A 22,575-nucleotide genomic window follows, 5' to 3' on the forward strand; every position below is an offset into this window, starting at 1 on the left:
CGCCTCAGGAGGATGCCGATGGCCGTTGCCGCACTGCCCCTACTGTCCTTGCCGAAGAAGCCGCTTCCCGCCGGACGGCCGCGTGAGTGGTACATCGCGCACAACCGTCGGCTCAAGACGATGCGCCTGGTCATCGCCCTGCTCGACTCGGGCGTCTACGACCCGGCGCAGGCGAGCAACCGCCGGATCCACGACACCGCCGAGCGCATCGGCGTCCACCCGCCGTCCGACATCACCTGCCGTATGGTCCGCGCCCTGATCAGCTACGGCCGCTGACCCGCAGCAGCCCGCGGGCCCCCGCCGTCACCCGTGTGGGACGGCGGGGGCCCGCGGTCTTCTCCGGCGCCTCAGATCACAACTTGCGGTAGGTGTACGCGTCTTCGGCCGCCGCGGCCACCGCGTCCAGGTCCGCGCCGGTCGAGGCCGTGACGACCGCGGCGACCGCGCCTTCGAGGAAGGGGGCGTTCAACAACCGGCTGCCGGAGGGCAGTTCGTCGTCCGCGAGCAGCGCCTTGACGGTGAGTACGGCGCTGCCCAGGTCCGCGATGACGGCCACCCCCGCGCCCTGGTCGACCGTACGGGCGGCCGAGACGATCAGATCGGAGCTGGTGCCGAGCCCGCCGTCCGGGCCGCCGCCGGCCGCGACGACCGGCACATCGGTCGCGCCGCCGGTCAGTCCGGTGGCGAGCGCGACGACGGAGGCCGCGACGGAGGCGCTGTGCGACACGAGCACTATGCCGACTATCGGGGTGGTCACGCGGCACCGTCCCGCGCCGTGGCGGCCAGCGCGTCGACCAGGAGGGCCGCCGAGGTCGCGCCCGGGTCCTGGTGGCCGACGCTGCGCTCGCCGAGGTAGCTGGCCCGGCCCTTGCGGGCGCGCAGCGGCGTGGTGGCCTTCGCGCCCTCGTCGGCCGCGGAGGCCGCGGCGGCCAGGCCCTCGGCCAGCGAGCCGCCCGCGTCGAGCGCGCCGGTCAGCGCGTCCACCGCCGGGAGCAGCGCGTCCAGCATCGTCTTGTCCCCAGCCGACGCGCCGCCCAGCTGGGCGACCCCGTCCACCCCCGCGCGCAGCGCGTCCCGCAGCCGGTCCGCGCCGACGGCCTCCTCGTCGCCCAGCTCCTTGCCCGCCTTGCGCAGCAGCGTGCCGTACAGCGGCCCCGACGCCCCGCCGACCGTGCTGATCAGCGTCCGGCCCACCAGCACCAGCACGCCGCCGGGCGTGCCGGGCGGTTCCTGCTCGACGGCGTCGCGCGCCGCGATGAAACCGCGCCGCATATTGCTGCCGTGGTCGGCGTCGCCGATGGGCGAGTCGAGTTCGGTCAGCCGCTCGGACTCGCGGTCGACGGAGGCGGTGGCCGTGTCCAGCCAGCGCCGCACGAAGTCCGCGTCGACGGTGGAGCCGGCGGATCCGGGGGAGGGGAGGGCATTCATACGGTTGTACGGTCCTTTCGGCGGTGGCGGCCGGTGGCCGGGAGCGGTCGGTACGGCGCGGGAGAGCAGGCGCTCAGCAGCCCCAGCGCAGCGCGGGCGTCGAGACCGGCGCGTCCCACAGCCCCAGCAGCTCCTCGTCGACCTGGCAGATCGACACCGAGCAGCCCGCCATGTCGAGCGAGGTCACATAGTTACCGACCAGTGTGCGCGCGACCGGGACCTTGCGTTCGGTCAGGGCCCGGTGCACCTCGGCGTTGAAGCCGTACAGCTCCAGCAGCGGCGTCGCGCCCATCCCGTTGACCAGCACGATCACCGGTCCGTCCGGCTGTAGGTCCTCCACGACCGCGTCGACCGCCACATCGGCGATCTCGCCGGACGTCATCATGGCCCGGCGCTCGCGCCCCGGCTCGCCGTGGATGCCGATGCCCAGCTCCAGCTCGCCGCTGGGCAGGTCGAAGGTCGGGGCGCCCTTGGCGGGCGTGGTCACGGCGCTGAGCGCCACGCCGAAGCTGCGCGAGGACTCGTTGACCCGGCGGGCCACGGCCGCCACCCGGTCGAGCGGCGCTCCCGCGTCGGCCGCGGCGCCCGCCAGCTTCTCCACGAAGAGCGTCGCACCGGTACCGCGCCGTCCCGCGGTGAAGAGGCTGTCGACCACCGCCACGTCGTCGTTGACCAGGACCTTGGCGACCTGCACGCCCTCGTCCTCCGCCATCTCGGCGGCCATGTCGAAGTTGAGCACGTCACCGGTGTAGTTCTTCACGATGAACAGCACCCCGGCCCCGCTGTCGACCGCGGCGGCGGCCCGTACCATCTGGTCCGGCACGGGCGAGGTGAAGACCTCGCCGGGACAGGCGGCGTCCAGCATCCCGCGCCCGACGAATCCGCCGTGCAGCGGCTCGTGCCCGGAACCACCGCCGGACACCAGACCGACCTTCCCCTCGTACGGCGCCCCCCGCCGCACGATCACCCGCCGCTCGACGTCGACGGTCAGCTCCGGATGCGCCGCCGCCATCCCGCGCAGCGCGTCGGCGACCACGGTCTCGGCGACGTTGATCAGCATCTTCATCAGTACCTCCTGAGAAGGTCGGCAGTGCGGCGCCCGGGGGCCCTCGTCCAGGTCAAGGGGCCGGACGCGGTTCGGGGACCGCCTTGCCCGGTCGGCCCACGGCATGCTCCGGCCGGGCTGTCGCGTCTCCCCCCAGTATCGCCGCATACGCGCCGCACAGCGCGTTCCGCACCCGCGTGCTCAGGTGAGCGGGACCGTCAGGGCGCGGAGACCGGGATCCAGGGGGTGGCGCGGAAGGCGGCGCTCGGGGTCAGGGTCTCGCCACGCACGGTGACCGCGGGTCCGGTGGCGACCCGCGCGCAGGCGGCCTTTCCGCCGGCGGTACGGCCGAAGGCGTGGGTCAGGGGCGGGGCCGGAGTCGGGCGCGGGGTGGCGGTGGCCGCCTCGCCGCCGTAGGGGTCCCGCGTCGCGTCCCCCGACGGGTCGCCGTCGTCACCACCCGTGACCCCCGCCGTGGAATCCGCGGAGTCCGTGGGGCCCGTGGCGTCCGTCGGATCGTCGGGCTTGCCGTCGATCGCCCGGGAGTCCGTGACGGTCAGCGGGAGGTCGGCCGCGATGGCGGCGAACAGGCGGCGGCCGGAGTGCGAGACGACCACGCGGTCGGGATCCTCCGGATCGGGCATGTTGGGCATGGTGACGAACGCGATCCGCGCCGACGGCACCTTGCGCAGGTCGTCGATCAGGCCGACCAGCCGGGAGACGCTCCCGAGCCGGGTGTCCACGGTCAGCGCCCGGGTGGCCGCGTCCGCGAGGTCCAGCAGCGAGGCCGGGTCGGTGAACGTGCTGTTCTCGCGCAGCCGGTGGGCGAGCGCGCCGAGGAAGAGATGCTGCGCGTCCGTACGGCCGAGGTCGCTGCCGTCGCCGAACGCGTGGCGCGAGCGCAGGAACTGGAGCGCGGCCGTGCCCTGGAGTTCGTGCCTGCCCTTGGCCAGCTTCAGGTGCGAGTAGGAGTCGTACACATTGCGGTCCACGCAGACCGGGACGCCGCCGACCGCGTCGGACATCCGGACCACGCCCGCGAAGTCGGCCATCACGAAGTGGTCGATGGGGATCCGCGTGAGCGCGTGCACGGCCGCGACCGTACAGCCGGGCCCGTAGCGCAGCGTGGAGTTGATCTGGGCGTGCCGGGGCTCGGTGACACCGCCGTGCGGGTCGCGGCAGGCGGGCAGGTCGGTCACCGTGTCGCGGGGGATGCTGAGCACCGAGGCGTGCGAGCGGTCGGCGGAGATGTGCAGCACCATGCCCACGTCCGCGTTCTGCCCCGGGCCGCAGTCGCCGCCGAGCCGGCAGTCCTCCGGGTCCGCGCGGGTGTCGGAGCCGATCACCAGCACATTGATCGGGGTCCTGCCGAAGGCGTCGGCCCGCTCGGTGCCCGCGTCGCCGCCGACCCCGCCGAACAGGGGCAGATCGCGGATGTTGCCGTCCAGGCGGAGGTAGAGGAAGGCACCGGTCGCGGCGGTCAGCAGGACCAGGACGGAGACGGCGAGCGCGGTCACCCGCATCGTCCGCCGCCCTCGGTACCGCCGGACGCCGAGGGCTGTGGCGCCCGGCGCGGACGGCATGTCCTCCTCGGGGGCTTCCCCGCCTTCGGCTCCCGGTTCCCCTCCTTCGGCCACCGGTTCCCCGCCGGCCCCCGGCGGCCCGGTCCGGTCGTCCTCGTGGGGGTCGTCCTGCCCGTCGGCCATACGTGTGTGCGTCCCTCGCGTCCGTCCACGGACCGGTGGACACGGCGCCCACCAGCGAAATTGCAGTATCACCCACGGCGGCGGCGAATCCCGGCTGCCCGCGGGCGGGGTGTCGTGGACCGTCGCGGCACCCGGCCGCGCCCGTTACCGCGCCGGGGTATCGGCCGTCGCCGCCCCTCGCACGGCCCTTCCGAATTTCTGGAACGCGTTCTACTGTGTGCGCCGGTATCGGGGCAGCGGCCGGCACCGCCGACGCGTCCCGACGGGAGTCCCGAAGAGTTCAGGAGGGGCCGTGGACCTGGAATACACGCCCGAACAGCGGCGGCTGCGCGCCGAGTTGCGCGACTACTTCGCCGGTCTCGTACCGGACAACGCCTACGCCCGGCACGACGACCCCGCCGCACGCAAGGACTTCTACCGGCGGACGATCCGCGAGCTCGGCGCCGACCGCTGGCTCGGGATCGGCTGGCCCACCGAATTCGGCGGGCGCGGGATGACGCCGATGGCGCAGTTCATCTTCTTCGACGAGGCCGCGCAGGCCGGGGTGCCGCTGCCGCTGATGGCACTCAACACCGTCGGTCCGACGATCATGCAGTTCGGCACCGACGAGCAGAAGGCGTATTTCCTGCCGAAGATCGTCGCGGGCGAGATCGACTTCGCCATCGGCTACTCGGAGCCCGACGCGGGCACCGACCTCGCCGCGCTCAAGACCCGCGCGGTGCGCGACGGCGACACGTACGTGGTCAACGGCCAGAAGATCTGGACCACCAACGGCGACACCGCCGACTGGGTGTGGCTCGCGGTGCGCACCGATCCGGACGCGCCGCCGCACAAGGGCATCAGCATGCTGCTGGTGCCGACCACCGACCCCGGCTACTCCTGCACGGTGATCAACACCCTGGCCTCGCACGACACGACCGCCAGCTACTACGACGACGTCCGCGTGCCCGTCACCCGCAGGGTCGGCGAGGAGAACAAGGGCTGGCGGCTGATCACCACCCAGCTCAACCACGAGCGGGTCACGCTGGCCGCGCACGGCACCATGGCGATCCGCGCCCTGCACGACGTCCAGCGCTGGGCCGCCGACACCAAGCTCGACGACGGCCGCCGCGTCATCGATCTCGGCTGGGTCCGCGGCCGGCTGGCCCGCGCGCACACCCGGCTCGACGCCATGAAGCTGCTCAACTGGCAGATGGTGGACGCCCTCCAGCGCGGCACCCTCACCCCGCAGGACGCCTCCGCGGTCAAGGTCTACGGCAGCGAGGCCCGGCGGGACGCGTACGCCTGGCTGATGGAGGTGACCGCGGCGGCCGGACCGCTGAAGGAGGGCTCGGCGGGCGCCGTGCTCCACGGCGAGCTGGAACGCGGCTACCGCAGCGCCGTCATCTTCACCTTCGGCGGCGGCAACAACGAGATCCAGCGCGAGATCATCTCCTGGATCGGACTGGGCATGCCGCGCGTCCGCCGCTAGGACCTGTCCGGCGGGTGCCCGGCTGTTCGGCCCCCGCCGGGGCGCGTCCCCGTGGCGGTCCGGCGGGTCGGAGCCGTCACCCCGCCGTCGGTCCTACGGGTGGGGCCCGGCGTCCGTCACCCGTCACCCGCCCGGCGGGCCCGCGGCTTCGCGAGTCCGCGGCCGTTTTGCCCTGATGCGCTGTGCCGCTTGTCGGCGGTCGCGGCCATACTGGGACCGGGGAAGCACCGAGGACCACGGGGGCGGCGGCACGCGATGGCGGCTGGACATCACGACGGACACGACCAGGGACATCCACAGGGACACGGCCAGGGACGCGAACAGACCTACCAGCAGGGGCGCGAGCAGGGACACGGACCGGGACGCGGGCAGGGGAACGGCCCCGAGGGACTGGGGACCCTCATCCAGGGGCGGTACCGGCTGCACGAACTGATCGGCCGCGGCGGCATGGGCGAGGTCTGGCGTGCGCTGGACGAGTCGCTGGGCCGCCGGGTCGCGGTGAAGTGCCTGAAACCGGTCGGCCACGCGGGCGACGCGGGATTCACCCGCATCCTCCAGGAGCGCTTCCGCCGCGAGGCGCGCGTCGCGGCGTCCCTCCAGCACCGCGGGGTCACCGTCGTGCACGACTTCGGCGAACACGACGGCGTCCTCTACCTGGTGATGGAACTGCTCGACGGCCGCAATCTGCTCCAGGTGCTGGACGACGCGCGGCGCCATCCGCTGCCGGTCCCCGACATCACCGACATCGCGGAACAGGTCGCGGACGCCCTCGCGTACACGCACACCCAGGGCATCGTGCACCGCGACCTGAAACCGGCCAACATCATGCGGCTCAGCGACGGCGCGGTGAAGATCTGCGACTTCGGCATCGCCCGGCTCGGCCACGACATCGGCTTCACCTCCCGGCTCACCGGCACCGGCATGGCGATGGGCACCCCGCACTACATGTCGCCCGAGCAGATCGGCGCGGTCTCCGAGGTCGACCAGCGCAGCGACCTCTACTCGTTGGGCTGCGTGCTGTACGAACTGGCCACCGGACGGCCGCCGTTCGACCTGGAGGACGCCTGGTCGATCCTGGTCGGCCACCGCGACACCGCGCCCGACCCGCCACGGATGACGCGGCCGGAACTCCCCGCCGAACTGGACCGGTTGATCCTCGACCTGCTCGCCAAGGACCCGGAGGACCGCCCGCAGGACGCCGCTGACGTCGGCGGCCGGCTCAAGGCCATGCGGGCGGCGGCGGGCGCGGCCGCCGCCGAGCGTCCCTCGGCGCTGCCGTCCTGGGCCAGCGGACTGACCACCGGCTCCGCCGCGCGCTCCACCCGCGCGCACCGCATCCCCGACGCGCCGCACCACGAACTCACCGGCGCCTGGTCCACCCGCGTGGTCGTCGCCGCCGCGGGCCCCGACACCCTGGCCGCGCTCGCCGCCCGGCACACCGAGGGCATCGACCTCGGCCGGGTCGGCAACTGGCGGCAGGCGTACGACCTGCACACCTCCGTCGCCGCCGCCCGCGACCGCGCGCTCGGCACCGAGCACCCCGACACCCTGGCCAGCCGCCACGAGGCCGCCTTCTGCCTGGGCAGGCTCGGCCGCACCGAGGAGTCGCTGCGGCTGTACGAGTACATCTCGGACGTACGCCGCCGGGTCCTCGGCCCCGACCACCCGGACACGCTGGTGGCCCGGCACGAGGCCGCGTACGCGCTGGGCAGCCTCGGCCGTTACCTGGAGGCCCACCAGATCTACTCGGCCGTGCTGGCGGCGCGCGAGCGCACGGTCGGCGCGGACCACCCCGACACCCTGCACTGCAAGCACAATCTGGCCTTCAACCTGGGCCGTCTCGGCCGGACGGACGAGTCGTACGCGATGGCCGTCGAGGTCGCCGACGCCCGCGCGCGGGTGCTGGGCGCCGATCACCCCGAGACGCTGGTGACCCGCTTCGAGGTCGGCTACGCGCAGGGCCGCGCGGGCCGCTGGGCCGAGGCGCTGGCCACCTACCGCGACGTGGCCGCCGCGCGCGCCCGGGTGCTGGGCGCCGACCACTCCGACACGCTGGCCGCGCGCTACGAGACCGGCATCTGCCTCGGACGGCTCGGCCGCAGCGGCGACGCCCTCGCGCTGTACGAGGAGTTGGTCGAGGCCAGGACCAGGACCGGGGGCTCCACCGACGCCGAGACGCTGCGGGCCCGGCACGCGCTCGGGGTCAATCTGGGACGGCTCGGCCACTGGGACCGGGCGCTGGCCGAGGCACGCGACGTGGCGGCGGTGCGCGAGCGGGTGCTGGGCGCGGAGCACCCCGACACCCTCGTCAGCAAGCGGGAGATAGCGGTGGGGCTGGGCTGGCTGGGCCGCTGGTCGACCGCGCTCGCGGTCTACCACGAGGTCGCCGAGGCGCGCGAGCGCGTGCTGGGCGCCGATCACTCCGACACCCTCACCAGTCGCAACGACGAGGCGCACTGCCTGGAACAGCTCGGCAGGACCGCCGAGGCGCAGGCCCTGTACCGCCGTGTCTCCGCCCAACAGCAGGGCGCGCCCGAGCGGTTGTGAGCGGCGGGTCCGATCCGGTCCCGGCCCCTCGGCCCCGTCCTCAGCCGATCCGGAGGGTCGCGGCGGCCTTGTAGGTGCGCAGGACCGGCGCCGTCTCGATCCGCGCGATCGGGTCGAGCGCGACCTCGCGGGTCAGATAGCGGTGCAGTTCCTCCGCGTCCCCGCACAGCGCCTGCGCGACCAGATTCGTCGGCCCGGTCGTCGCCGCGACCATCGCCAGTTCCCGGTGGCCCGCCAACTCCGTGGCGACCGCGTCCAGATGCGCGGGCTTCACCTGCATCCACAGCAGCGCCGACACGGTCACGCCCAGCACCGCGGGTTCGATGTCCACGTCGAGGAAGAGCGCGCCGCGCGTGCGCAGTTCGGCGAGTGTGCGGGCGACGGTGGCGGCCGTGGAGCCGGTCGCGGCGGCGAGTTCCGCGTAGCTGATCCGGGCGTCGTCGCGCAGCGCGTCCAGCAGGAGGCGGTCGGAGCCGGTGAGGAGATACGGCGAGGCGTCCGGCTCCTCGGCGGCGCTCTCGGCGCGCAGCCGCGCCCGCTGTGCGGCGTCCAGGACACCGACCCGTCCGTGCCAGGCGGTCGGTCCGCCGACGTAGGTGTGCAGGAGGTAGTGCGCGGACACCGCGGTGATCCCGGCGGTACGGGGGATGTCGCGCAGCAGCAGCGCGTGCGCGTCGGGGCCCGCGGGCTGGGTGTGGATGATCGCGACGATCTCGGTGCCGCCCGAGGTCAGCCGTACCCACGAGGTGTCGGGGCGCCGCGCGAGGGCGACCGCGATGTCGTGCGCGGCGCGCGTGGCGGCGGTCAGCCGTACGAACCACTGGTGGATACCGGCGCTGCGCGGCGCGGGCAGCGCGACCACCCGGAGGCCCGCGTGCGCGTACAGGCGGCGGTAGCGGCGTACGACGGTCTGGGTGGAGCAGCCGAGGACGTCCGCGACGAGCGTGAACGGCGCCCGGCCGTCCACTTGCAGGGCGTGGATCAGGCCGCGGTCCAGATCGTCGAGTGCGAGCGCCTTCGCCATATCAGCCGACCTCGATGGAAGTAATCATCGAATTCTGCCACGGAAATGGAAGCGGGTGCCGTACGGGCGGGACGGTGGTGGTCGTCGGTCACGGGGCCGGGGCGTCGCGAGACGGACCACGCGCACGGACGACGGACCGCGCACCCGTACGCAGGGGAGAGGCATGTCCCGCAGCACAGGACACGAGACGCACGACACGTACGACCCGCACGGCGCGCCCGCCGTGACCGGGGGTCCCGGCGCGGGTGAGGGACCAGCGGCCGGTTCCGTACCGCCGTCCGCGTACCCCTGGCGGTGGATCGCGCTGGCCGCCGTGCTGGTCGCGGAGGCGATGAATCTGCTGGACGCCACGATCGTGCAGGTCGCGGGCCCGGTCATCCACACCGACCTCGGCGGCGCGGCAGCCGCCATCCCGTGGTTCAGCGCCGCCTACACCCTCGCGTTCGCGCTCGGGCTGCTGACCGGCGCCCGGCTCGGCGACATCGCGGGCCGCCGCCGGGTCTTCCGGATCGGGGTGACGGCCTTCGCCGTCACGTCGCTGGCGTGCGCGCTCGCGCCGACCCCCGAGACGCTGATCGGACTGCGGGCGCTGCAAGGCGCGGCGGCGGCGCTGATCATCCCGCAGACCTTCGGCCTGATCCGCGCGATGTTCGACGGCGACGAACTGGCCAAGGCGCTGGGCACGATCGGCCCGGTGATGGGCCTTTCCGCGGTCCTCGGCCCGGTGCTCGGCGGGGTCCTGACGCACGCCGACCTGTTCGGCTCGTCCTGGCGCGCCTGCTTCATGGTCAACGTCCCGCTCGCCGTCGTCGTGCTGGCCGTCGCGCGACGGCTGCGCGAGGACCGTGCCCCGGTCCGGCCGCGCCTCGACCCGGCGGGGACGGCGCTGGCCATGGCGGGCACCGCGCTGGTGGTGTGCCCGCTGGCCACCGGCTCGCCCGGAGCGGCCGGATGGGCGGTGGCGGCCGTCGGCGCCGCCGTACTGGCGCTGTTCGTCGTCCACCAGCGGCGCACCGCGCGCGGCGGCGGGGCGCCGCTGATCGAACCGGCCCTGCTGCGCGGCCGTGCCTTTCCCGCCGCGCTCGCCACCTCCACGCTGTTCTTCGCCGTCATGAACGGCGTCATGATCACCGTGGTCCTCCATCTCGAACTGGGCCTGCGCCGCGGCCCGCTCACCGCGGGACTGACCATGCTGCCCTGGTCGCTCGGGCTGTCCGCGGGGTCGGTGGCCGCGGGCGGCCGTCTGGTCCCGCGCTACGGGACCCGCGTCATGCACGCCGGGATCGCCTTCCTCGGCGTCGGGATCGGCGGCGCGGTCCTCGCCTACCGGTCCGCCGCGCCCGACGCGTACCCGACGGCGCTGCTGTTCGCGCTCGCCGTCGCGGGCCTGGGCACCGGGCTGTTCACCCCGCCGTTCTTCACCACCGCGCTGAGCGGCGTCGGCCGGCAGGAGACCGGCTCGGCCGCCGGGCTGCTCAACGCCGTCCAGCAACTCGGCGGCACCATCGGCGTCGCCGTGATCGGCGGCGTCTACCTCGCGGGGGACGGCACGCCGCGCGCCGCCGCGCAGGCCGCCCTCGGCACGGCCGCCGCGATCCTGGCGGCGACCGCGGTCGCGGCGGCGGTGATGACGGTGCGGCGGGGCGACGAGGGCGGCGACAGCCGCTGATGTGACGGGGGGGCGGCCGGGAGTGTCGCCGACGTGACGGGGCGGCGGCCGGGAGCGCCGCTGATGTGACGGGGGGGGGGCGGCCGGGAGCGCCGCCGAGGTGTGGCGCGCTCGGGCGTCGCGCCCCCGCGCGACGGGCGCGGGTCACAGAAATCTGACACTGCGTCAGAAAATCTCTTCCCTCTCCAGACCGGCTGCGGCATCCTGCCCCCCATGGAGACCGAGCTGAGCACACGGCTGGGCATCGAGTACCCCGTCTTCGGCTTCACGCCGTTCCCCGCGGTCGCCGCCGCGATCAGCCGCGCGGGCGGCATGGGCGTCCTGGGCGCGGTCCGCTACTCCGCCCCCGACGAACTCGTCCGCGACCTCGACTGGTTGGACGGGCACACCGACAAACTGCCGTACGGCCTCGACGTGGTGATGCCCGCGAAGAAGGTCGAGGGAGTCACCGAGGCGGACGTCGAGGCGATGATCCCGCCGGAACACCGCGCCTACGTCGAGGCGTTGCTGACCAAACACGGCGTCCCCGCACTCGCCGCCCACGAGCGCGCGGGCTGGCGGATCACCGGCTGGATGGAGAAGGTCGCCCGCGACCAGCTCGACGTCGCCTTCGACTACCCGATCAAGCTGCTCGCCAACGCGCTGGGCTCACCGCCCGCCGACGTCGTGCGCCGGGCCCACGACCACGGTGTGCTGGTCGCCGCGCTCGCCGGCAGCGCCCGGCACGCGCGGCACCACCAGGAGGCGGGCATCGACATCGTGGTCGCCCAGGGCTACGAGGCGGGCGGCCACACCGGGGAGATCGCGAGCATGGTGCTCGTCCCCGAAGTGGTGCGCGCCGTCGACCCGTTGCCGGTGCTCGCGGCAGGCGGCATCGGCACCGGCGAACAGGTCGCCGCCGGGCTGGCGTTGGGCGCGCAGGGCGTCTGGCTCGGCTCGGTCTGGCTCACCGCCGCCGAGGCCGATCTGCACTCGCCCGCCCTCACCCGCAAGCTGCTCGCCGCGGGCTCGGGCGACACCGTCCGCTCCCGCGCCCTCACCGGCAAACCCGCCCGCCAGCTCCGCACCGAGTGGACCGACGCCTGGGAGGACCCGGCAGGCCCCGGCACCCTGCCGATGCCGCTCCAGGGCCTGCTGGTCGCCGACGCCGTCTCCCGCATCCAGCGCTACGAGGTCGGCCCGCTGCTCGGCACACCGGTCGGCCAGATCGTCGGCGCGATGAACCAGGAGCGCCCCGTCCAGGCCGTCTTCGACGACCTCACGCGCGGCTTCGAGCGCGCGATGGACCGGCTGAACCGTATCGCCGGACGCGGCGCGCGGGACGGCGCCGCCCCCGGCCCAGGGCGTGACCGGCGCTGACCGCCCGCACGCGCAGAACAGATCTGCTCCGGCAGACACGACCGCTGAGGAGGACCGGATGAACACGTCCACGCCCAACGGCTTCTGGGCACAGGCCGAACAGGACCCCGGCCGTACCGTTCTCACCGCGCCCGACGGCGAGCAGTGGAGCGCCGAGCGGCTGCACGCGGCGTCCAACCGGCTCGTGCACGGGCTGCGCGCGGCCGGATTGGAGCCCGGCGACGCCTTCGCCGTCGTCCTGCCCAACGGCGTTGAGTTCTTCACCGCCTATCTCGCCGCCTTCCAGGCCGGTTTCTACCTGGTGCCCGTCAACCACCACTTCGTGGCCCCCGAGATCGGCTGGATACTCGCCGACTCCGGCGCCAAGGTGCTCATCGCGCACGAGCGCTTCGCCGAGGCCGCCCGCGAGGCGGCCGACGAGGCGGGGTTCGCCTCGGACCGGCGGTACGCGGTCGGCGACATCGACGGCTTCCGCCCCTTCGCCGACCTGCTCGCGGGACAGCCCGCCACCGCGCCCGACGCCAGGACCAGCGGCTGGGTCATGAACTACACCTCGGGCACCACCGGCCGCCCGCGCGGCATCCGCCGCCCGCTGTCGGGCAAGCCGCCCGAGGAGACGTATCTCGGCGGATTCCTCGGGATCTTCGGGATCAAGCCCTTCGACGGCAACGTCCACCTCGTCTGCTCACCGCTCTACCACACCGCCGTGCTCCAATTCGCGGGCGCCGCCCTGCACATCGGGCACCCGGTGGTGCTGATGGACAAGTGGACGCCGGAGGAGATGCTGCGCGTCATCGACCGCTACCACTGCACCCACACGCACATGGTCCCCACGCAGTTCCACCGGCTGCTGGCCCTGCCGGAGGACGTACGGGGGCGCTACGACGTGACGTCCATGCGGCACGCGATCCACGGCGCCGCGCCCTGCCCCGACCACGTCAAGCGGGCGATGCTGGAGTGGTGGGGCCCGTGCGTGGAGGAGTACTACGCGGCCAGCGAGGGCGGCGGCACCTTCGCCACCGCGCGGGAGTGGCTGAAGAAACCCGGCACCGTGGGGCGGGCCTGGCCGATCAGCGAGATCGCCGTCCACGACGACGCCGGGAACCTGCTGCCGCCCGGCGAGGTCGGCACTGTCTACATCAACATGAAGACCGGCGGCTTCAGTTACCACAAGGACGCGGCCAAGACCCGGTCCAACCGGATCGGCGACTTCTTCACCGTCGGCGACCTCGGCTATCTCGACGAGGACGGCTACCTTTTCCTGCGCGACCGCAAGATCGACCTGATCATCTCCGGCGGCGTCAACATCTACCCCGCCGAGATCGAGGCCGCCCTCCTCACCCACCCCGCCGTCGCCGACGCCGCCGCCTTCGGCATCCCGCACGACGAGTGGGGCGAGGAGGTCAAGGCCGTGGTCGAGGCCGCCCCCGGACACGAGCCGGGACCGGCGCTCGCCGACGACATCCTCGAACACTGCGGCCGGAGACTGGCCGGGTACAAGCGGCCCAAGACCGTCGACTTCGTCGCCGAGATGCCCCGCGACCCCAACGGCAAGCTCTACAAGCGACGGCTCCGCGAGCCGTATTGGGCCGAGCGCGAACGCCCGCTGTGAGCGGCCCGCGGCACCGTAGCCTCGGCGTATGGGTGAGATTCTGAACGTCGAGGCGAACGGTGTTCGGCTCGCCTACGAGGTGGCCGGTCCGGCGGACGGGCCGCCGCTCCTGCTGCTGCACGCGCTGGGCGAGGACCGTACGTCCTGGCGCGCGGTGTCGGACGCGCTGGCCGCCGACGGCTGGCGCGCGTACGCGCCCGACCTGCGCGGCCACGGCGCGAGCGAACACCCCGGCACGTACTCCTTCGAGCTGCTGCGGGACGACGTGCTCGGCTTCCTCGACGCGCTGGGACTGCGGCGGGTGACGGTGGTCAGCCACTCGCTGGGCACGTTCGCCGCGTCGCTTGCGGCCATCGCGCGACCGGACGCCGTACGGCGGCTCGTACTGGAGGAGGGCCCGCTGCCCTTCCCCGCCGATCCGCCGCGCCCCGTCCCGACCGAAGCCCCCGAGGATCCGACCCCGTACGACTGGCGTCTGCTGCCCGCCGTCGCGGCGCAGCGCAACGACCCCGACCCGGCCTGGTGGCGCGACCTCACCGCGATCACCGCGCCCACCCTGCTCGTCGCGGGCGGCCCGAGCAGCCACCTGCGCCAGGACCAGCTCGCCCGGGTCGCGGGCCGCATCCCCGACTGCCGCCTGGTCACCATCGAGGCCGGTCACATGATCCACGACGACCGCCCGGCCCATTTCCTGCGCGAGGTGCGGGCCTTCCTGTCCCCGGTCCCGGCCGGTCGGCCGGCGGACGGGGCGCGGGGCTGAGGCCCGACGGGTACGGTCGGCGCCTTCCGGCGACGGGGGCCGCGCCGCCTGACACCGTGACCGACGGGCGGCGTGGCCGTCGCGGGCGCCCGGTGCCGTCGTCCGGCGGCGGTCAGCCGGTGACGCGGGCGGCGATCGTACGGGCGCAGGCCAGCGACGGCGTGCGGCTGGTGTCGACCTCCAGGTCGTAGCGCACACCGCGGTGGACGAGGTCGGCCTGGGAGCGGGCCATGCCGGAGGCGCGGTCGCCGCGGGCGGTCTCGCGGGCCGCCGCCACCTCGGGGTCGCAGCGCACGCCGACCCACAGGACGTCGAGGCCGGTCAGGGCGGTGCGCCAGCGCTCCTGGGAGTCGGGCCCGCCGAGGAAGACCTCGTCCACGACGATCCTGGCCCCCGCGCGGGCCATCGCCCCGATGCCCCGCGCCCAGGCGATGTCCAGCAGCCGGAAGTCGTCGCCGACCGACACCGAGCCGTCGGGTCCGAAGCCGATGCCGCCCTCGGGGTCCTCCGAGGTGCGCATCGCGGCGGGCAGCGCGTCGACCAGGGTGTCGCAGCCGAAGGTCAGCCAGGGCCGCGGCAGCACATCTTGCAGGCAGCGGGCGATCCTGGACTTCCCGGAACTCGATCCGCCGTTGAGAATGATCACCTCAGTGGACATCCCGACACGGTAGGCGCGGCGAGGGGAACCGGCGAGTGGATATCGGCAGCGGCTCGGACACGGGCTTCGACGGCGGCTCCAGCGGCGGCTCCGGCAGCGGCTCCGGGTCGGCGGACACCACCCGCGTCATGACCTGGAATCTCTGGTGGCGGTTCGGGAACTGGCGCGAGCGGCGGGACGCGATCGTGCGGACGCTGGCCGACGTCCGGCCGGACGTCGTGGGCCTCCAGGAGGTGTGGGGGAGCGCGGACGAGAATCTGGCCGGGTGGCTGGCGGACGAGCTGGGCATGGAGTGGGCCTGGTCGCGCGCCCCGGTGCAGGACCGCTGGCACGGGCGCAACGGCGGTGACACCACCGTCGACGTCGGGGTCGCGGTGCTCAGCCGCCACCCGATCCTGGAGACCGCCGAGCGTCGGCTGCCCGCGGGCTCCGCCGCCGACGACGGCAAGACGGCGCTGCACACGCTGATCGACGCGCCCGGCGGCCCGCTGCCCTTCTTCACCACCCACCTCAACTCCGGGGCCGCCGACTCCGCGGTCCGCTGCCTCCAGGTGCGGGAGCTGGCCGCCTTCGTGGCCGAGCGGTCGACCGGCGGGCATCCGCCCGTCGTCACCGGGGACTTCAACGCGGAACCGGACTTCGACGAGATCCGGCTGATGGGCGGCTACCGGACGGCGCCCGCCGTTCCGGGGCTCGTGCTGGTCGACGCCTGGCGGTTCGCCGACCCCGCCCTGCCGAACGGCACGTGGGACATCACCCAGCAGGACGCGGCCAACTTCGGCAACCGGCCCACCTGCCTCGACTACATCTTCGTCGGCATGCCGACGGCCGGGGGCACGCGCGGCGCCGTCCAGCGCACCCACCGGGCCGGTGACCGCCCGGTCGACGGCGTCTGGCCCTCCGACCACGCGGCCGTGGTCGCCGACCTGGCCCAGGGCGCGGCGACCGGCGGCCGACCGGACCCGCGCTAGGGCCTGTCGGCGCCCGTGGTCCCGCCCCCGTCGAGCCATTCGGCGGACAGCGCCCGCGCCGGGTTGGTCACGAAGACCGCCTCGGCCGCCGCTGTGCCCAACTCCCTTTCCAGGCGCGGCCGGAGCGTACGCAGGAGGTAGGGCAGCCCCGGACCGCCGCCGGTCGAGGAGCGGGCGGCGGCCGTCGTGGTGTCGCCGCCGAGCAGGAGCTGCGCGGTGTGGCCGGCCTCGGCGAGCGCGACCAGGCAGTCGATCAGCCGCCAGTCGGTGGCGTGGTTGGCGCGTGAGGGGCCGTCGAAGGCGAGGAACGCGCCGGAGGCGGCCAGCTCGCGGTGGACGCCCGGATCGGGGAAGCGGTTGAGGTGGCCGAGCAGGACGCTGGCGGTGGGCACGCCCTCCTCGCCGTGGAGTACGCCGAGGACATCGACCGCGGCGGTCCCCAGCTCGTGGTGGACGCCGATCGGCGCACCCGTGGCGTGGTGGGCCTCGGCCGCCGCCGCCAGGACCCGCCGGGCGTGGCCGTCGAGGCCGTGGAACATCCCGGCGACCTTGATCATGCCCGCCCTCGCGGTGCCGCGCGGGCCGTCCGGATCGTCGCCGTCGAGCAGCCCCCGGGTCAGCTCGGCGGTGAAGAAGCCGGCCAGGCCGTCCGCGCGCAGCCGCTCCACCAGCTCGGGCGCGTAGTGGGCGGCCTGGTGCAGTCCGGTCGCCGCCACGACGTGCACGCCCGAGGTCCGCGACAGCGCGGGCAGCTCGACCGCTCGCCGCCCGAGGCCGAACGGCGTCCACTGGGCGACCGCCGCCCCGCCGAGCGCCCGGAATGCGGCCAACTCGGCCCCGGCCGCCGCCGGATCGTCCAGCTCCTGTCCGGCGAGCGCGGGCATGCGCAGGAAGAGATGGTCGTGGGCGTCGCACACCCCGAGCCGGTCGGGCGCGATGTCCCCGAGGACCGTACGCACCGCCCTCGTCCCGGACCGCCCGCTCATCGCGCACCGCCCGGCGCTGTGCCGTCGGCGTCGTCCGCGTTGCCCGCATCGCCGGAATCGCCGGAATCGCCCGCGCCACCCGAATCGCCCGCGCAGTCCGCGCTGCCCGTGCCGCCCGCCCCGTCCTCGAAGACGCCGGCCGCCACCCGCAGCCCGGCCAACGCCCTCGGCACGCCCGCGTACGGTGCGAGGTGCACCATCACCTCCACGATCTCGCGTGGGGACATGCCGATCCGCAGGCTGTTGCGGACATGGTCGTCGAGCTGCGGCTCGACCCCGCCGATCGCGGTCAGCGCCGCCAGATTGGCGATCTGCCGGTCCCGCAGGGCCAGCCCCTCGCGCTGGTAGGTGCCGCCGAAGAGGGCGGTGACGATCCAGTCGGGGAAGCCGGGGGCGAGCGAGTCGAGGCCGGTGAGGGTGGACTCGACGGTGGAGGGGCCCGCCATTTCGGCCAGCAGCCGGTAGCCCGCGTCCCGGTCGATCGTGCTCGGCGTCATCGTCGTAGGGGCCGCAGGGACCGTACGGGCCGTAGGAACCGTTGGGGATGTACGCGCCGTATCAGCCGTAGGGGTGGTCACCACTGCTGTCCCGTCTCGATCGTGTCCAACTCCGGTGCCGACAGACGCAGCACCTCGTACCGCTCCTCGCCGGGGGCGGGCGGGGCCGTCTGTTCCCACAGGGTGAAGCGCAGCAGCTCCCACCGCCGGGGGTCGACGGCGAGCGCGACGCTGTGCGCGCCGGGGCGTGCGGCCAGCTCCGGCAGTTCCGCGAGCGCGGCACTGATCACGGCGGCGGGCTCGGCGCCCGGGTCCAGCGGCCACGCCCGCCTGGCCGCCGCGCGCGGAACGGCGCCGAAGGACGGTCCGCGCGCGAAGCCGAGCCCGGTCCAGTGCTCGACCACCGGCCGTCCGAAGTCGCTGACGATCCCCTGGAAACCGGGACCCCACAGGAAGCCGTTCATGCCCTGCGGGGTGTTCCACAGATAGAACGGGGCGTACTGGTTGACCGGCGAGTCCTCGACCCCGCGCTCACGTATGAGGTACGCCTTGACGCCCAGGCCGGGGAAGTCGTCCAGGAGGTGGCCGCGGGTCGCCACCCGGTGCCGGATGATCCCCATGTCGTAGTCGGCGGGCAGGGTGATGCGGTAGTTCATCGCGAGCATGGTCGGTGGCTCCCCCATGAGTGCCGCGGCGCCGCCTCGGAGCGGTGCGCCGCCGTCGTGCGGCGGGACGGGTCCTGTCAGGTGTCGGGTCGAGAAGCGGGGCAGGGCGGCGGTGGTCAGGACGCCGTACGCGCCGCCGTCAGCAGCGCCGTGGCACCCCGTACCGCCCGGTCGAACGGCTCCTGCGAGTCGGCGGCGCGGGCCAGGACGTAACCGCCCTGGACGACGGCGACTATCGCGGCGGCCGTGTCGTACGGATCCAGGCCCGGCCGCAGCTCGCCGCTGTCCATGCCGTCGGCGATGATCCCGGCGAGCCGGTCGCACAGCCAGCCGAAGGTCTCCGCCACCGGCTGTCGCAGCTCCGCGCTGTCGATGACGTCCGGGTCCATGGCCATCCGGCCGACCCGGCAGCCGCGCAGGGCGTCGCGCTCGCGCAGCAGATACGCCAGCGCCTTCTCCACGGCCGTCTCGCCGCCCGCCAGTTGCTCCTCGGCCTGCGCCCTGAGCTGCGCGGCGCTGCGCCGCATCGCGGTCACCGCGAGGTCCGGCTTGCCCCGGAAGTGGTGGTACATGCTGCCCTGCCCGGCACCCGCCCGGTCCTGTATGGCCTTCGGGCTGGTCCCGACATAGCCCCGCTCCCAGAGCAGCTCCTGGGCGCTCTCGATCAACCGCTCCGCCGTGTCCATGGAACCGAGTGTACATACTAGTAGGTACAGAAACCAGGGTGAAAAAGAAGGCGGCGGGCCACCCCGCCGCCACTCCTAGGTTCCCCAAGACCGGCGGGTTCAGCCGGGACCGGCGAATTCCACCTCCGCGGCGGAGACGACGGTGCCGAACCGGGGGAAGTCGAGGGAGACCGTCGCCTGGTGCTCGGCGGCGGTGAGGCCGGACATCGCGTCCTCGGCGAAGACCAGCCGGTAGCCGTGGTCGGCGGCGGCCCGCGCGGTGGACTCCACGCCCATGTTGGTGGCTATCCCGGCCAGGACGAGGGTGTCGATGCCGCGCTCTTGGAGCCGGTCGTGGAGGCCGGTGTCGTGGAAGGCGCCGACGGTCCGCTTCACGACGAGCAGGTCGCCGTCCCGCGCCACGCCCTCCACCAGGCCGCTGCCCGGCGGCTGTTCCGCGGGGCCGGTGCGCTGCGCGCGGACGGCGACGACCGTCGCGCCCGCGTCCCGGAAGGACGCGGCGAGGCCGCACGCGGCGGTGAGCACGTCGGGCCCGCTGTGCGGAGCCAGGGGTAACGCGACGATCCGGTCCATGAGGTCGACCAGCACCAGCGCGGTGCGGGCCGGATCGAGGCCGGGAGAGAGCGGGGACAGGGCGGAGTGCGGCGCATGCGGCGACTCGCGGCCGGAGTTCCGCCCGGCGCCGCGTTGGTGATCATGTACGGTCATGATCGGACCCTACCCGCCGGATCCGGCCCCCTGTACGACGATCGAACGGGCCCACCGGTAGTCGGCCTTGCCGCTGGGGGAGCGCTGGATGCGGTCGGTCACCACCAGACTGCGCGGAATCTTGTACCCGGCCAGCCGCGCACGGCAGTGCGCCTGCACGTCCTCGAGGGTGAGCGGGTCCGCCCCGTCGCGCGGCTGCACCACCGCCGCCACACGGTGGCCCCAGCGCTCGTCCGGCACCCCCGCCACCAGCGCGTCGTAGACGTCGGGATGCGCCTTGAGCGCCTCCTCGACCTCCTCCGGATAGACCTTCTCGCCACCGGTGTTGATGCATTGCGAGCCCCGCCCGAGCACCGTCACCACGCCGTCCTCGTCCACGGTGGCCATGTCGCCGAGCAGTACCCAGCGTTCGCCGTCCCGCCGGAAGAAGGTCGCCGCGGACGCGGCGGGGTCGTTGTAATAGCCGAGCGGTACGTGGCCGCGCAGCGCGATACGGCCGGGCGCCGCGCCGGTCACCGGTTCGAGCGTGGCCGGGTCGACCACCGCGATGTGCGAGTCGACCGAGATGCGGAAGCCGCGGTCGGGGCCCGCGTCGGCCGTCGCGGTGCCGTTGAAACCGGACTCCGACGAGCCGAAGTTGTTGAGGATCAGCACCCCGGGCACCAGCGACTGGAACTGGTTCCTGACCGTTTGCGACATCACCGCGCCCGAGCTGGACAGGGTGAACAGCGAGGAGCAGTCGGTGCCTTGGAGCGGTCCGGCCAGCGCGTCGGCGAGCGGCCTGAGCATCGCGTCGCCGACCAGCGAGACACTGGTGACTCGTTCCTTCGCGATGGTGCGCAGCACCTCCTCCGGCACGAATTTCCGGTGGATCACCACCTTCTGGCCGAAGTGGAAGCCGATGAAGGCGGTGAGCGTGGACGTGCCGTGCATCAGCGGCGGGGTGGGGAAGAAGACCAGGCCCTCGCCGCCGGCCGCGACCCGCTCCGCCAGTTCCTCCGGCCGTTTGACCGGCTCACCGGTCGGGGCGCCGCCGCCCATCCCCGAGAAGAACAGGTCCTCCTGACGCCACATCACGCCCTTGGGCATGCCGGTCGTGCCGCCGGTGTAGATGACGAACTGGTCGTCGGCCGACCGCGGGCCGAAGTCGCGTAAGGACGATTCCGCGGCCACCGCGTCGGCGAACTCCACCGTCTCCAGGGCGGATTCCGCGTCCTCGGCGGCGGGCGGGCCGCCCACCCGGATCAGATGCCGCAGCCGGTCGGCTTGCGGCAGGGCCGCGGCCACGCGGTCGGTGAACTCGGCGTCGAAGACCAGCGCCGCGAGGTCGGCGTCCCGGTAGAGGTAGACCAACTCCTCGGCCACATAGCGGTAGTTGACGTTGACCGGCACCAGGCGGGCCTTGAGGCAGGCGTAGGCGGTCTGGAGGTATTCGACCCCGTTGTAGAGGTGCAGTCCGACGTGTTCGCCGGGGCGCAGCCCGGCCGCGAGGAGGTGGTGGGCGAGCCGGTTGGCCGCCGCGTCGAGTTGCGCGTACGTCAGCCGCCGCTCGGATCCGGTGCCGGGGTGGTCGACGTACACCAGCGCCTCCCGGTCCGGTACGGCGTCGACGACCGACTCGAAGAGGTCGGCAAGGTTGTACTCCACGGCGTCTCCCGTCCCGCGCGGTCCCGCGTCGGTCGTCGGTGAAGGTGAAGTGGCGGTGGACTCGCGGTCATTAGAGCGGTCCGGGCGTGCGGTGGGAAGGGCTCCCGTCCAACAAATCTGACGAGTAGTCAGAAAACCCTTGTCCCCGGCCTGCGGCTACTGCAACCTGTTCCAGTACCGGACGGAAGGAGCACCGTGATGGGCGGTACGGAACACCTCACCGTGGAGCGTGCGGGCGCCACCCTCGTCCTCACCCTGAACCGGCCGCGGGCGCGCAACGCGTTCTCGCTGCCGATGCTCGTCGGGCTGTACGACGGCTGGGTCGAGGCCGACGAGGACGACGCGATCCGCTCGATCGTGCTGACCGGAGCGGGCGGCGCCTTCTGCGCCGGGATGGACCTCAAAGCGCTGTCGGAGGGCGCCGACGAGACCGCCACGCGGGCGCGGGCCCGGCTGAAGGACGACCCCGATCTGCACTGGAAGGCGATGCTCCGGCACCACCGGCCGCGCAAACCCGTGATCGCCGCGGTCGAAGGACCGTGCGTGGCGGGCGGCACCGAGATCCTCCAGGGCACCGACATCCGGATCGCGGGACGGAGCGCGGTCTTCGGCCTGTTCGAGGTCCGTCGCGGCCTCTTCCCGATCGGCGGCTCGACCGTACGGCTCACCCGGCAGATCGCCCGCACCCACGCGCTGGAGATGCTGCTCACCGGACGCCCGTACAGCGCCGACGAGGCCCGCGACATCGGCCTGATCGGCCATGTCGTGCCCGACGGGACCGCGTTGGACCGGGCCATGGAGACCGCGGAGCTGATCAACGCCAACGGCCCGCTCGCCGTCGAGGCCGTCAAGGCCAGCGTCTACGACACCGCGGAGTTGCCCGAGACCGAGGGGCTGAAACTCGAACTCGAGCGCGGCTGGCCGCTGTTCGCCACCGCCGACGCGAAGGAAGGACCGCGCGCCTTCGCCGAGAAGCGGCAGCCGGTCTTCCGCCGCGCCTGAACCCCGGCCCCTGAACCCCGGCCCCTGAACCCCGGCCCCTGAACCCCGGCCCCTGAACCCCGGCCCCTGAAGCCGGGCACCTGAACCCCCGGCGCCTGAACCCGGGCACCTGAACCCCCGGCGCCTGAACCCGG

The 22,575-nt window shown here is 73.7% G+C and carries 21 protein-coding genes; 9 read left to right on the forward strand and 12 right to left on the reverse strand.

Annotated features, from left to right (window positions below):
- Positions 1 to 18: 18 nt before the first annotated feature.
- On the forward strand, positions 19 to 276 hold the full coding sequence (locus ABZX65_RS24755) for a hypothetical protein (RefSeq protein WP_355343930.1): 258 nt from the start codon (positions 19 to 21) through the stop codon (positions 274 to 276).
- Between the two features lie 76 nt (positions 277 to 352).
- Here the strand turns inward: ABZX65_RS24755 and ABZX65_RS24760 are convergent, their stop codons facing one another.
- From ABZX65_RS24760 to ABZX65_RS24775, 4 genes are all read right to left on the reverse strand, one after another.
- Complete coding sequence (locus tag ABZX65_RS24760; RefSeq protein ID WP_355343933.1) at positions 353 to 757, reverse strand: PTS fructose transporter subunit IIA; 405 nt, start codon at positions 755 to 757, stop codon at positions 353 to 355.
- Positions 754 to 1,428, reverse strand: coding sequence for a dihydroxyacetone kinase subunit DhaL (dhaL, locus tag ABZX65_RS24765; RefSeq protein WP_355343936.1), 675 nt, complete (start codon positions 1,426 to 1,428; stop codon positions 754 to 756). The genes ABZX65_RS24760 and dhaL overlap by 4 nt, the downstream gene beginning before the upstream one ends.
- 73 nt (positions 1,429 to 1,501) lie before the next feature.
- The gene (gene dhaK / locus ABZX65_RS24770; protein ID WP_355343939.1) at positions 1,502 to 2,494 is read right to left on the reverse strand and encodes a dihydroxyacetone kinase subunit DhaK; all 993 of its coding nucleotides are present in this window, start codon (positions 2,492 to 2,494) and stop codon (positions 1,502 to 1,504) included.
- Positions 2,495 to 2,691: 197 nt separating this feature from the next.
- The gene (locus tag ABZX65_RS24775; protein ID WP_355343941.1) at positions 2,692 to 4,179 is read right to left on the reverse strand and encodes an LCP family protein; all 1,488 of its coding nucleotides are present in this window, start codon (positions 4,177 to 4,179) and stop codon (positions 2,692 to 2,694) included.
- Between the two features lie 292 nt (positions 4,180 to 4,471).
- Here ABZX65_RS24775 and ABZX65_RS24780 point away from each other — a divergent pair, with 292 nt between their 5' ends.
- Positions 4,472 to 5,650, forward strand: coding sequence for an acyl-CoA dehydrogenase family protein (locus tag ABZX65_RS24780; RefSeq protein WP_355343944.1), 1,179 nt, complete (start codon positions 4,472 to 4,474; stop codon positions 5,648 to 5,650).
- 255 nt (positions 5,651 to 5,905) lie between these two features.
- Positions 5,906 to 8,197: a tetratricopeptide repeat protein gene (locus ABZX65_RS24785; RefSeq protein ID WP_355343947.1), complete on the forward strand. Its 2,292-nt coding sequence runs from the start codon at positions 5,906 to 5,908 to the stop codon at positions 8,195 to 8,197.
- Between the two features lie 40 nt (positions 8,198 to 8,237).
- Here the strand turns inward: ABZX65_RS24785 and ABZX65_RS24790 are convergent, their stop codons facing one another.
- The gene (locus tag ABZX65_RS24790; RefSeq protein ID WP_355343950.1) at positions 8,238 to 9,221 is read right to left on the reverse strand and encodes an Lrp/AsnC family transcriptional regulator; all 984 of its coding nucleotides are present in this window, start codon (positions 9,219 to 9,221) and stop codon (positions 8,238 to 8,240) included.
- 163 nt (positions 9,222 to 9,384) lie between these two features.
- Here ABZX65_RS24790 and ABZX65_RS24795 point away from each other — a divergent pair, with 163 nt between their 5' ends.
- The 4 genes from ABZX65_RS24795 (at position 9,385) to ABZX65_RS24810 (ending at position 14,621) form a co-directional block, all read left to right on the forward strand.
- Positions 9,385 to 10,890, forward strand: a complete 1,506-nt coding sequence (locus ABZX65_RS24795; RefSeq protein WP_355343953.1) for an MFS transporter — start codon at positions 9,385 to 9,387, stop codon at positions 10,888 to 10,890.
- Positions 10,891 to 11,103: 213 nt separating this feature from the next.
- Positions 11,104 to 12,249: a nitronate monooxygenase family protein gene (locus tag ABZX65_RS24800; protein WP_355343956.1), complete on the forward strand. Its 1,146-nt coding sequence runs from the start codon at positions 11,104 to 11,106 to the stop codon at positions 12,247 to 12,249.
- A 58-nt stretch (positions 12,250 to 12,307) separates the two neighbouring features.
- On the forward strand, positions 12,308 to 13,861 hold the full coding sequence (locus ABZX65_RS24805; protein WP_355343959.1) for an acyl-CoA synthetase: 1,554 nt from the start codon (positions 12,308 to 12,310) through the stop codon (positions 13,859 to 13,861).
- Positions 13,862 to 13,889: 28 nt separating this feature from the next.
- Positions 13,890 to 14,621: an alpha/beta hydrolase gene (locus tag ABZX65_RS24810; protein ID WP_355343962.1), complete on the forward strand. Its 732-nt coding sequence runs from the start codon at positions 13,890 to 13,892 to the stop codon at positions 14,619 to 14,621.
- Between the two features lie 112 nt (positions 14,622 to 14,733).
- On the opposite strand, the gene cpt is transcribed toward ABZX65_RS24810, so the two are convergent.
- Entirely contained in the window at positions 14,734 to 15,279 is a 546-nt protein-coding gene (gene cpt, locus ABZX65_RS24815; RefSeq protein WP_355343965.1) for a chloramphenicol phosphotransferase CPT, read from the reverse strand.
- 128 nt (positions 15,280 to 15,407) lie between these two features.
- Between cpt and ABZX65_RS24820 the strand changes: the two genes are divergently transcribed.
- Complete coding sequence (locus ABZX65_RS24820; RefSeq protein ID WP_355344123.1) at positions 15,408 to 16,250, forward strand: endonuclease/exonuclease/phosphatase family protein; 843 nt, start codon at positions 15,408 to 15,410, stop codon at positions 16,248 to 16,250.
- On the opposite strand, the gene ABZX65_RS24825 is transcribed toward ABZX65_RS24820, so the two are convergent.
- From ABZX65_RS24825 to ABZX65_RS24850, 6 genes are all read right to left on the reverse strand, one after another.
- On the reverse strand, positions 16,247 to 17,236 hold the full coding sequence (locus ABZX65_RS24825; protein WP_355343967.1) for a phosphotriesterase: 990 nt from the start codon (positions 17,234 to 17,236) through the stop codon (positions 16,247 to 16,249). The genes ABZX65_RS24820 and ABZX65_RS24825 overlap by 4 nt on opposite strands.
- Positions 17,233 to 17,733 (reverse strand): carboxymuconolactone decarboxylase family protein, encoded by a 501-nt coding sequence (locus ABZX65_RS24830; RefSeq protein WP_355343970.1) that lies wholly within the window; start codon positions 17,731 to 17,733, stop codon positions 17,233 to 17,235. Before ABZX65_RS24830 ends, ABZX65_RS24825 begins: the two co-directional genes overlap by 4 nt.
- A 77-nt stretch (positions 17,734 to 17,810) precedes the next feature.
- Positions 17,811 to 18,398 (reverse strand): DUF4865 family protein, encoded by a 588-nt coding sequence (locus tag ABZX65_RS24835; RefSeq protein ID WP_355343973.1) that lies wholly within the window; start codon positions 18,396 to 18,398, stop codon positions 17,811 to 17,813.
- A 116-nt stretch (positions 18,399 to 18,514) separates the two neighbouring features.
- Positions 18,515 to 19,084 carry a TetR/AcrR family transcriptional regulator gene (locus ABZX65_RS24840; protein ID WP_355343976.1) on the reverse strand — a complete coding sequence of 190 codons (570 nt, stop codon included), beginning with the start codon at positions 19,082 to 19,084 and terminating at the stop codon, positions 18,515 to 18,517.
- Between the two features lie 99 nt (positions 19,085 to 19,183).
- A complete protein-coding gene (locus ABZX65_RS24845) occupies positions 19,184 to 19,792 on the reverse strand; it encodes an isochorismatase family protein (RefSeq protein WP_355343979.1) in 609 nt (202 codons plus the stop codon).
- Between the two features lie 9 nt (positions 19,793 to 19,801).
- Positions 19,802 to 21,439 carry an acyl-CoA synthetase gene (locus ABZX65_RS24850; RefSeq protein WP_355343982.1) on the reverse strand — a complete coding sequence of 546 codons (1,638 nt, stop codon included), beginning with the start codon at positions 21,437 to 21,439 and terminating at the stop codon, positions 19,802 to 19,804.
- Between the two features lie 198 nt (positions 21,440 to 21,637).
- On the opposite strand from ABZX65_RS24850, the gene ABZX65_RS24855 reads away from it, so the two are divergent.
- The gene (locus ABZX65_RS24855; RefSeq protein ID WP_355343985.1) at positions 21,638 to 22,441 is read left to right on the forward strand and encodes a crotonase/enoyl-CoA hydratase family protein; all 804 of its coding nucleotides are present in this window, start codon (positions 21,638 to 21,640) and stop codon (positions 22,439 to 22,441) included.
- Positions 22,442 to 22,575 lie beyond the last annotated feature (134 nt).

It is taken from the genome of Streptomyces sp. NPDC003300, from assembly GCF_040610915.1.
GTDB lineage: Bacteria > Actinomycetota > Actinomycetes > Streptomycetales > Streptomycetaceae > Actinacidiphila.

Bases quoted from the DNA above. Each gene is read 5' to 3' on its own strand.
- ABZX65_RS24755 (WP_355343930.1), top strand. From the start codon at position 19: ATGGCCGTTGCCGCACTGCCCCTACTGTCCTTGCCGAAGAAGCCGCTT.
- dhaL (WP_355343936.1), bottom strand. From the start codon at position 1,428: ATGAATGCCCTCCCCTCCCCCGGATCCGCCGGCTCCACCGTCGACGCG.
- dhaK (WP_355343939.1), bottom strand. From the start codon at position 2,494: ATGAAGATGCTGATCAACGTCGCCGAGACCGTGGTCGCCGACGCGCTG.
- ABZX65_RS24775 (WP_355343941.1), bottom strand. From the start codon at position 4,179: ATGGCCGACGGGCAGGACGACCCCCACGAGGACGACCGGACCGGGCCG.
- ABZX65_RS24785 (WP_355343947.1), top strand. From the start codon at position 5,906: ATGGCGGCTGGACATCACGACGGACACGACCAGGGACATCCACAGGGA.
- ABZX65_RS24790 (WP_355343950.1), bottom strand. From the start codon at position 9,221: ATGGCGAAGGCGCTCGCACTCGACGATCTGGACCGCGGCCTGATCCAC.
- ABZX65_RS24795 (WP_355343953.1), top strand. From the start codon at position 9,385: ATGTCCCGCAGCACAGGACACGAGACGCACGACACGTACGACCCGCAC.
- ABZX65_RS24800 (WP_355343956.1), top strand. From the start codon at position 11,104: ATGGAGACCGAGCTGAGCACACGGCTGGGCATCGAGTACCCCGTCTTC.
- ABZX65_RS24805 (WP_355343959.1), top strand. From the start codon at position 12,308: ATGAACACGTCCACGCCCAACGGCTTCTGGGCACAGGCCGAACAGGAC.
- ABZX65_RS24810 (WP_355343962.1), top strand. From the start codon at position 13,890: ATGGGTGAGATTCTGAACGTCGAGGCGAACGGTGTTCGGCTCGCCTAC.
- cpt (WP_355343965.1), bottom strand. From the start codon at position 15,279: ATGTCCACTGAGGTGATCATTCTCAACGGCGGATCGAGTTCCGGGAAG.
- ABZX65_RS24820 (WP_355344123.1), top strand. From the start codon at position 15,408: ATGACCTGGAATCTCTGGTGGCGGTTCGGGAACTGGCGCGAGCGGCGG.
- ABZX65_RS24825 (WP_355343967.1), bottom strand. From the start codon at position 17,236: ATGAGCGGGCGGTCCGGGACGAGGGCGGTGCGTACGGTCCTCGGGGAC.
- ABZX65_RS24830 (WP_355343970.1), bottom strand. From the start codon at position 17,733: ATGACGCCGAGCACGATCGACCGGGACGCGGGCTACCGGCTGCTGGCC.
- ABZX65_RS24835 (WP_355343973.1), bottom strand. From the start codon at position 18,398: ATGCTCGCGATGAACTACCGCATCACCCTGCCCGCCGACTACGACATG.
- ABZX65_RS24840 (WP_355343976.1), bottom strand. From the start codon at position 19,084: ATGGACACGGCGGAGCGGTTGATCGAGAGCGCCCAGGAGCTGCTCTGG.
- ABZX65_RS24845 (WP_355343979.1), bottom strand. From the start codon at position 19,792: ATGACCGTACATGATCACCAACGCGGCGCCGGGCGGAACTCCGGCCGC.
- ABZX65_RS24855 (WP_355343985.1), top strand. From the start codon at position 21,638: ATGGGCGGTACGGAACACCTCACCGTGGAGCGTGCGGGCGCCACCCTC.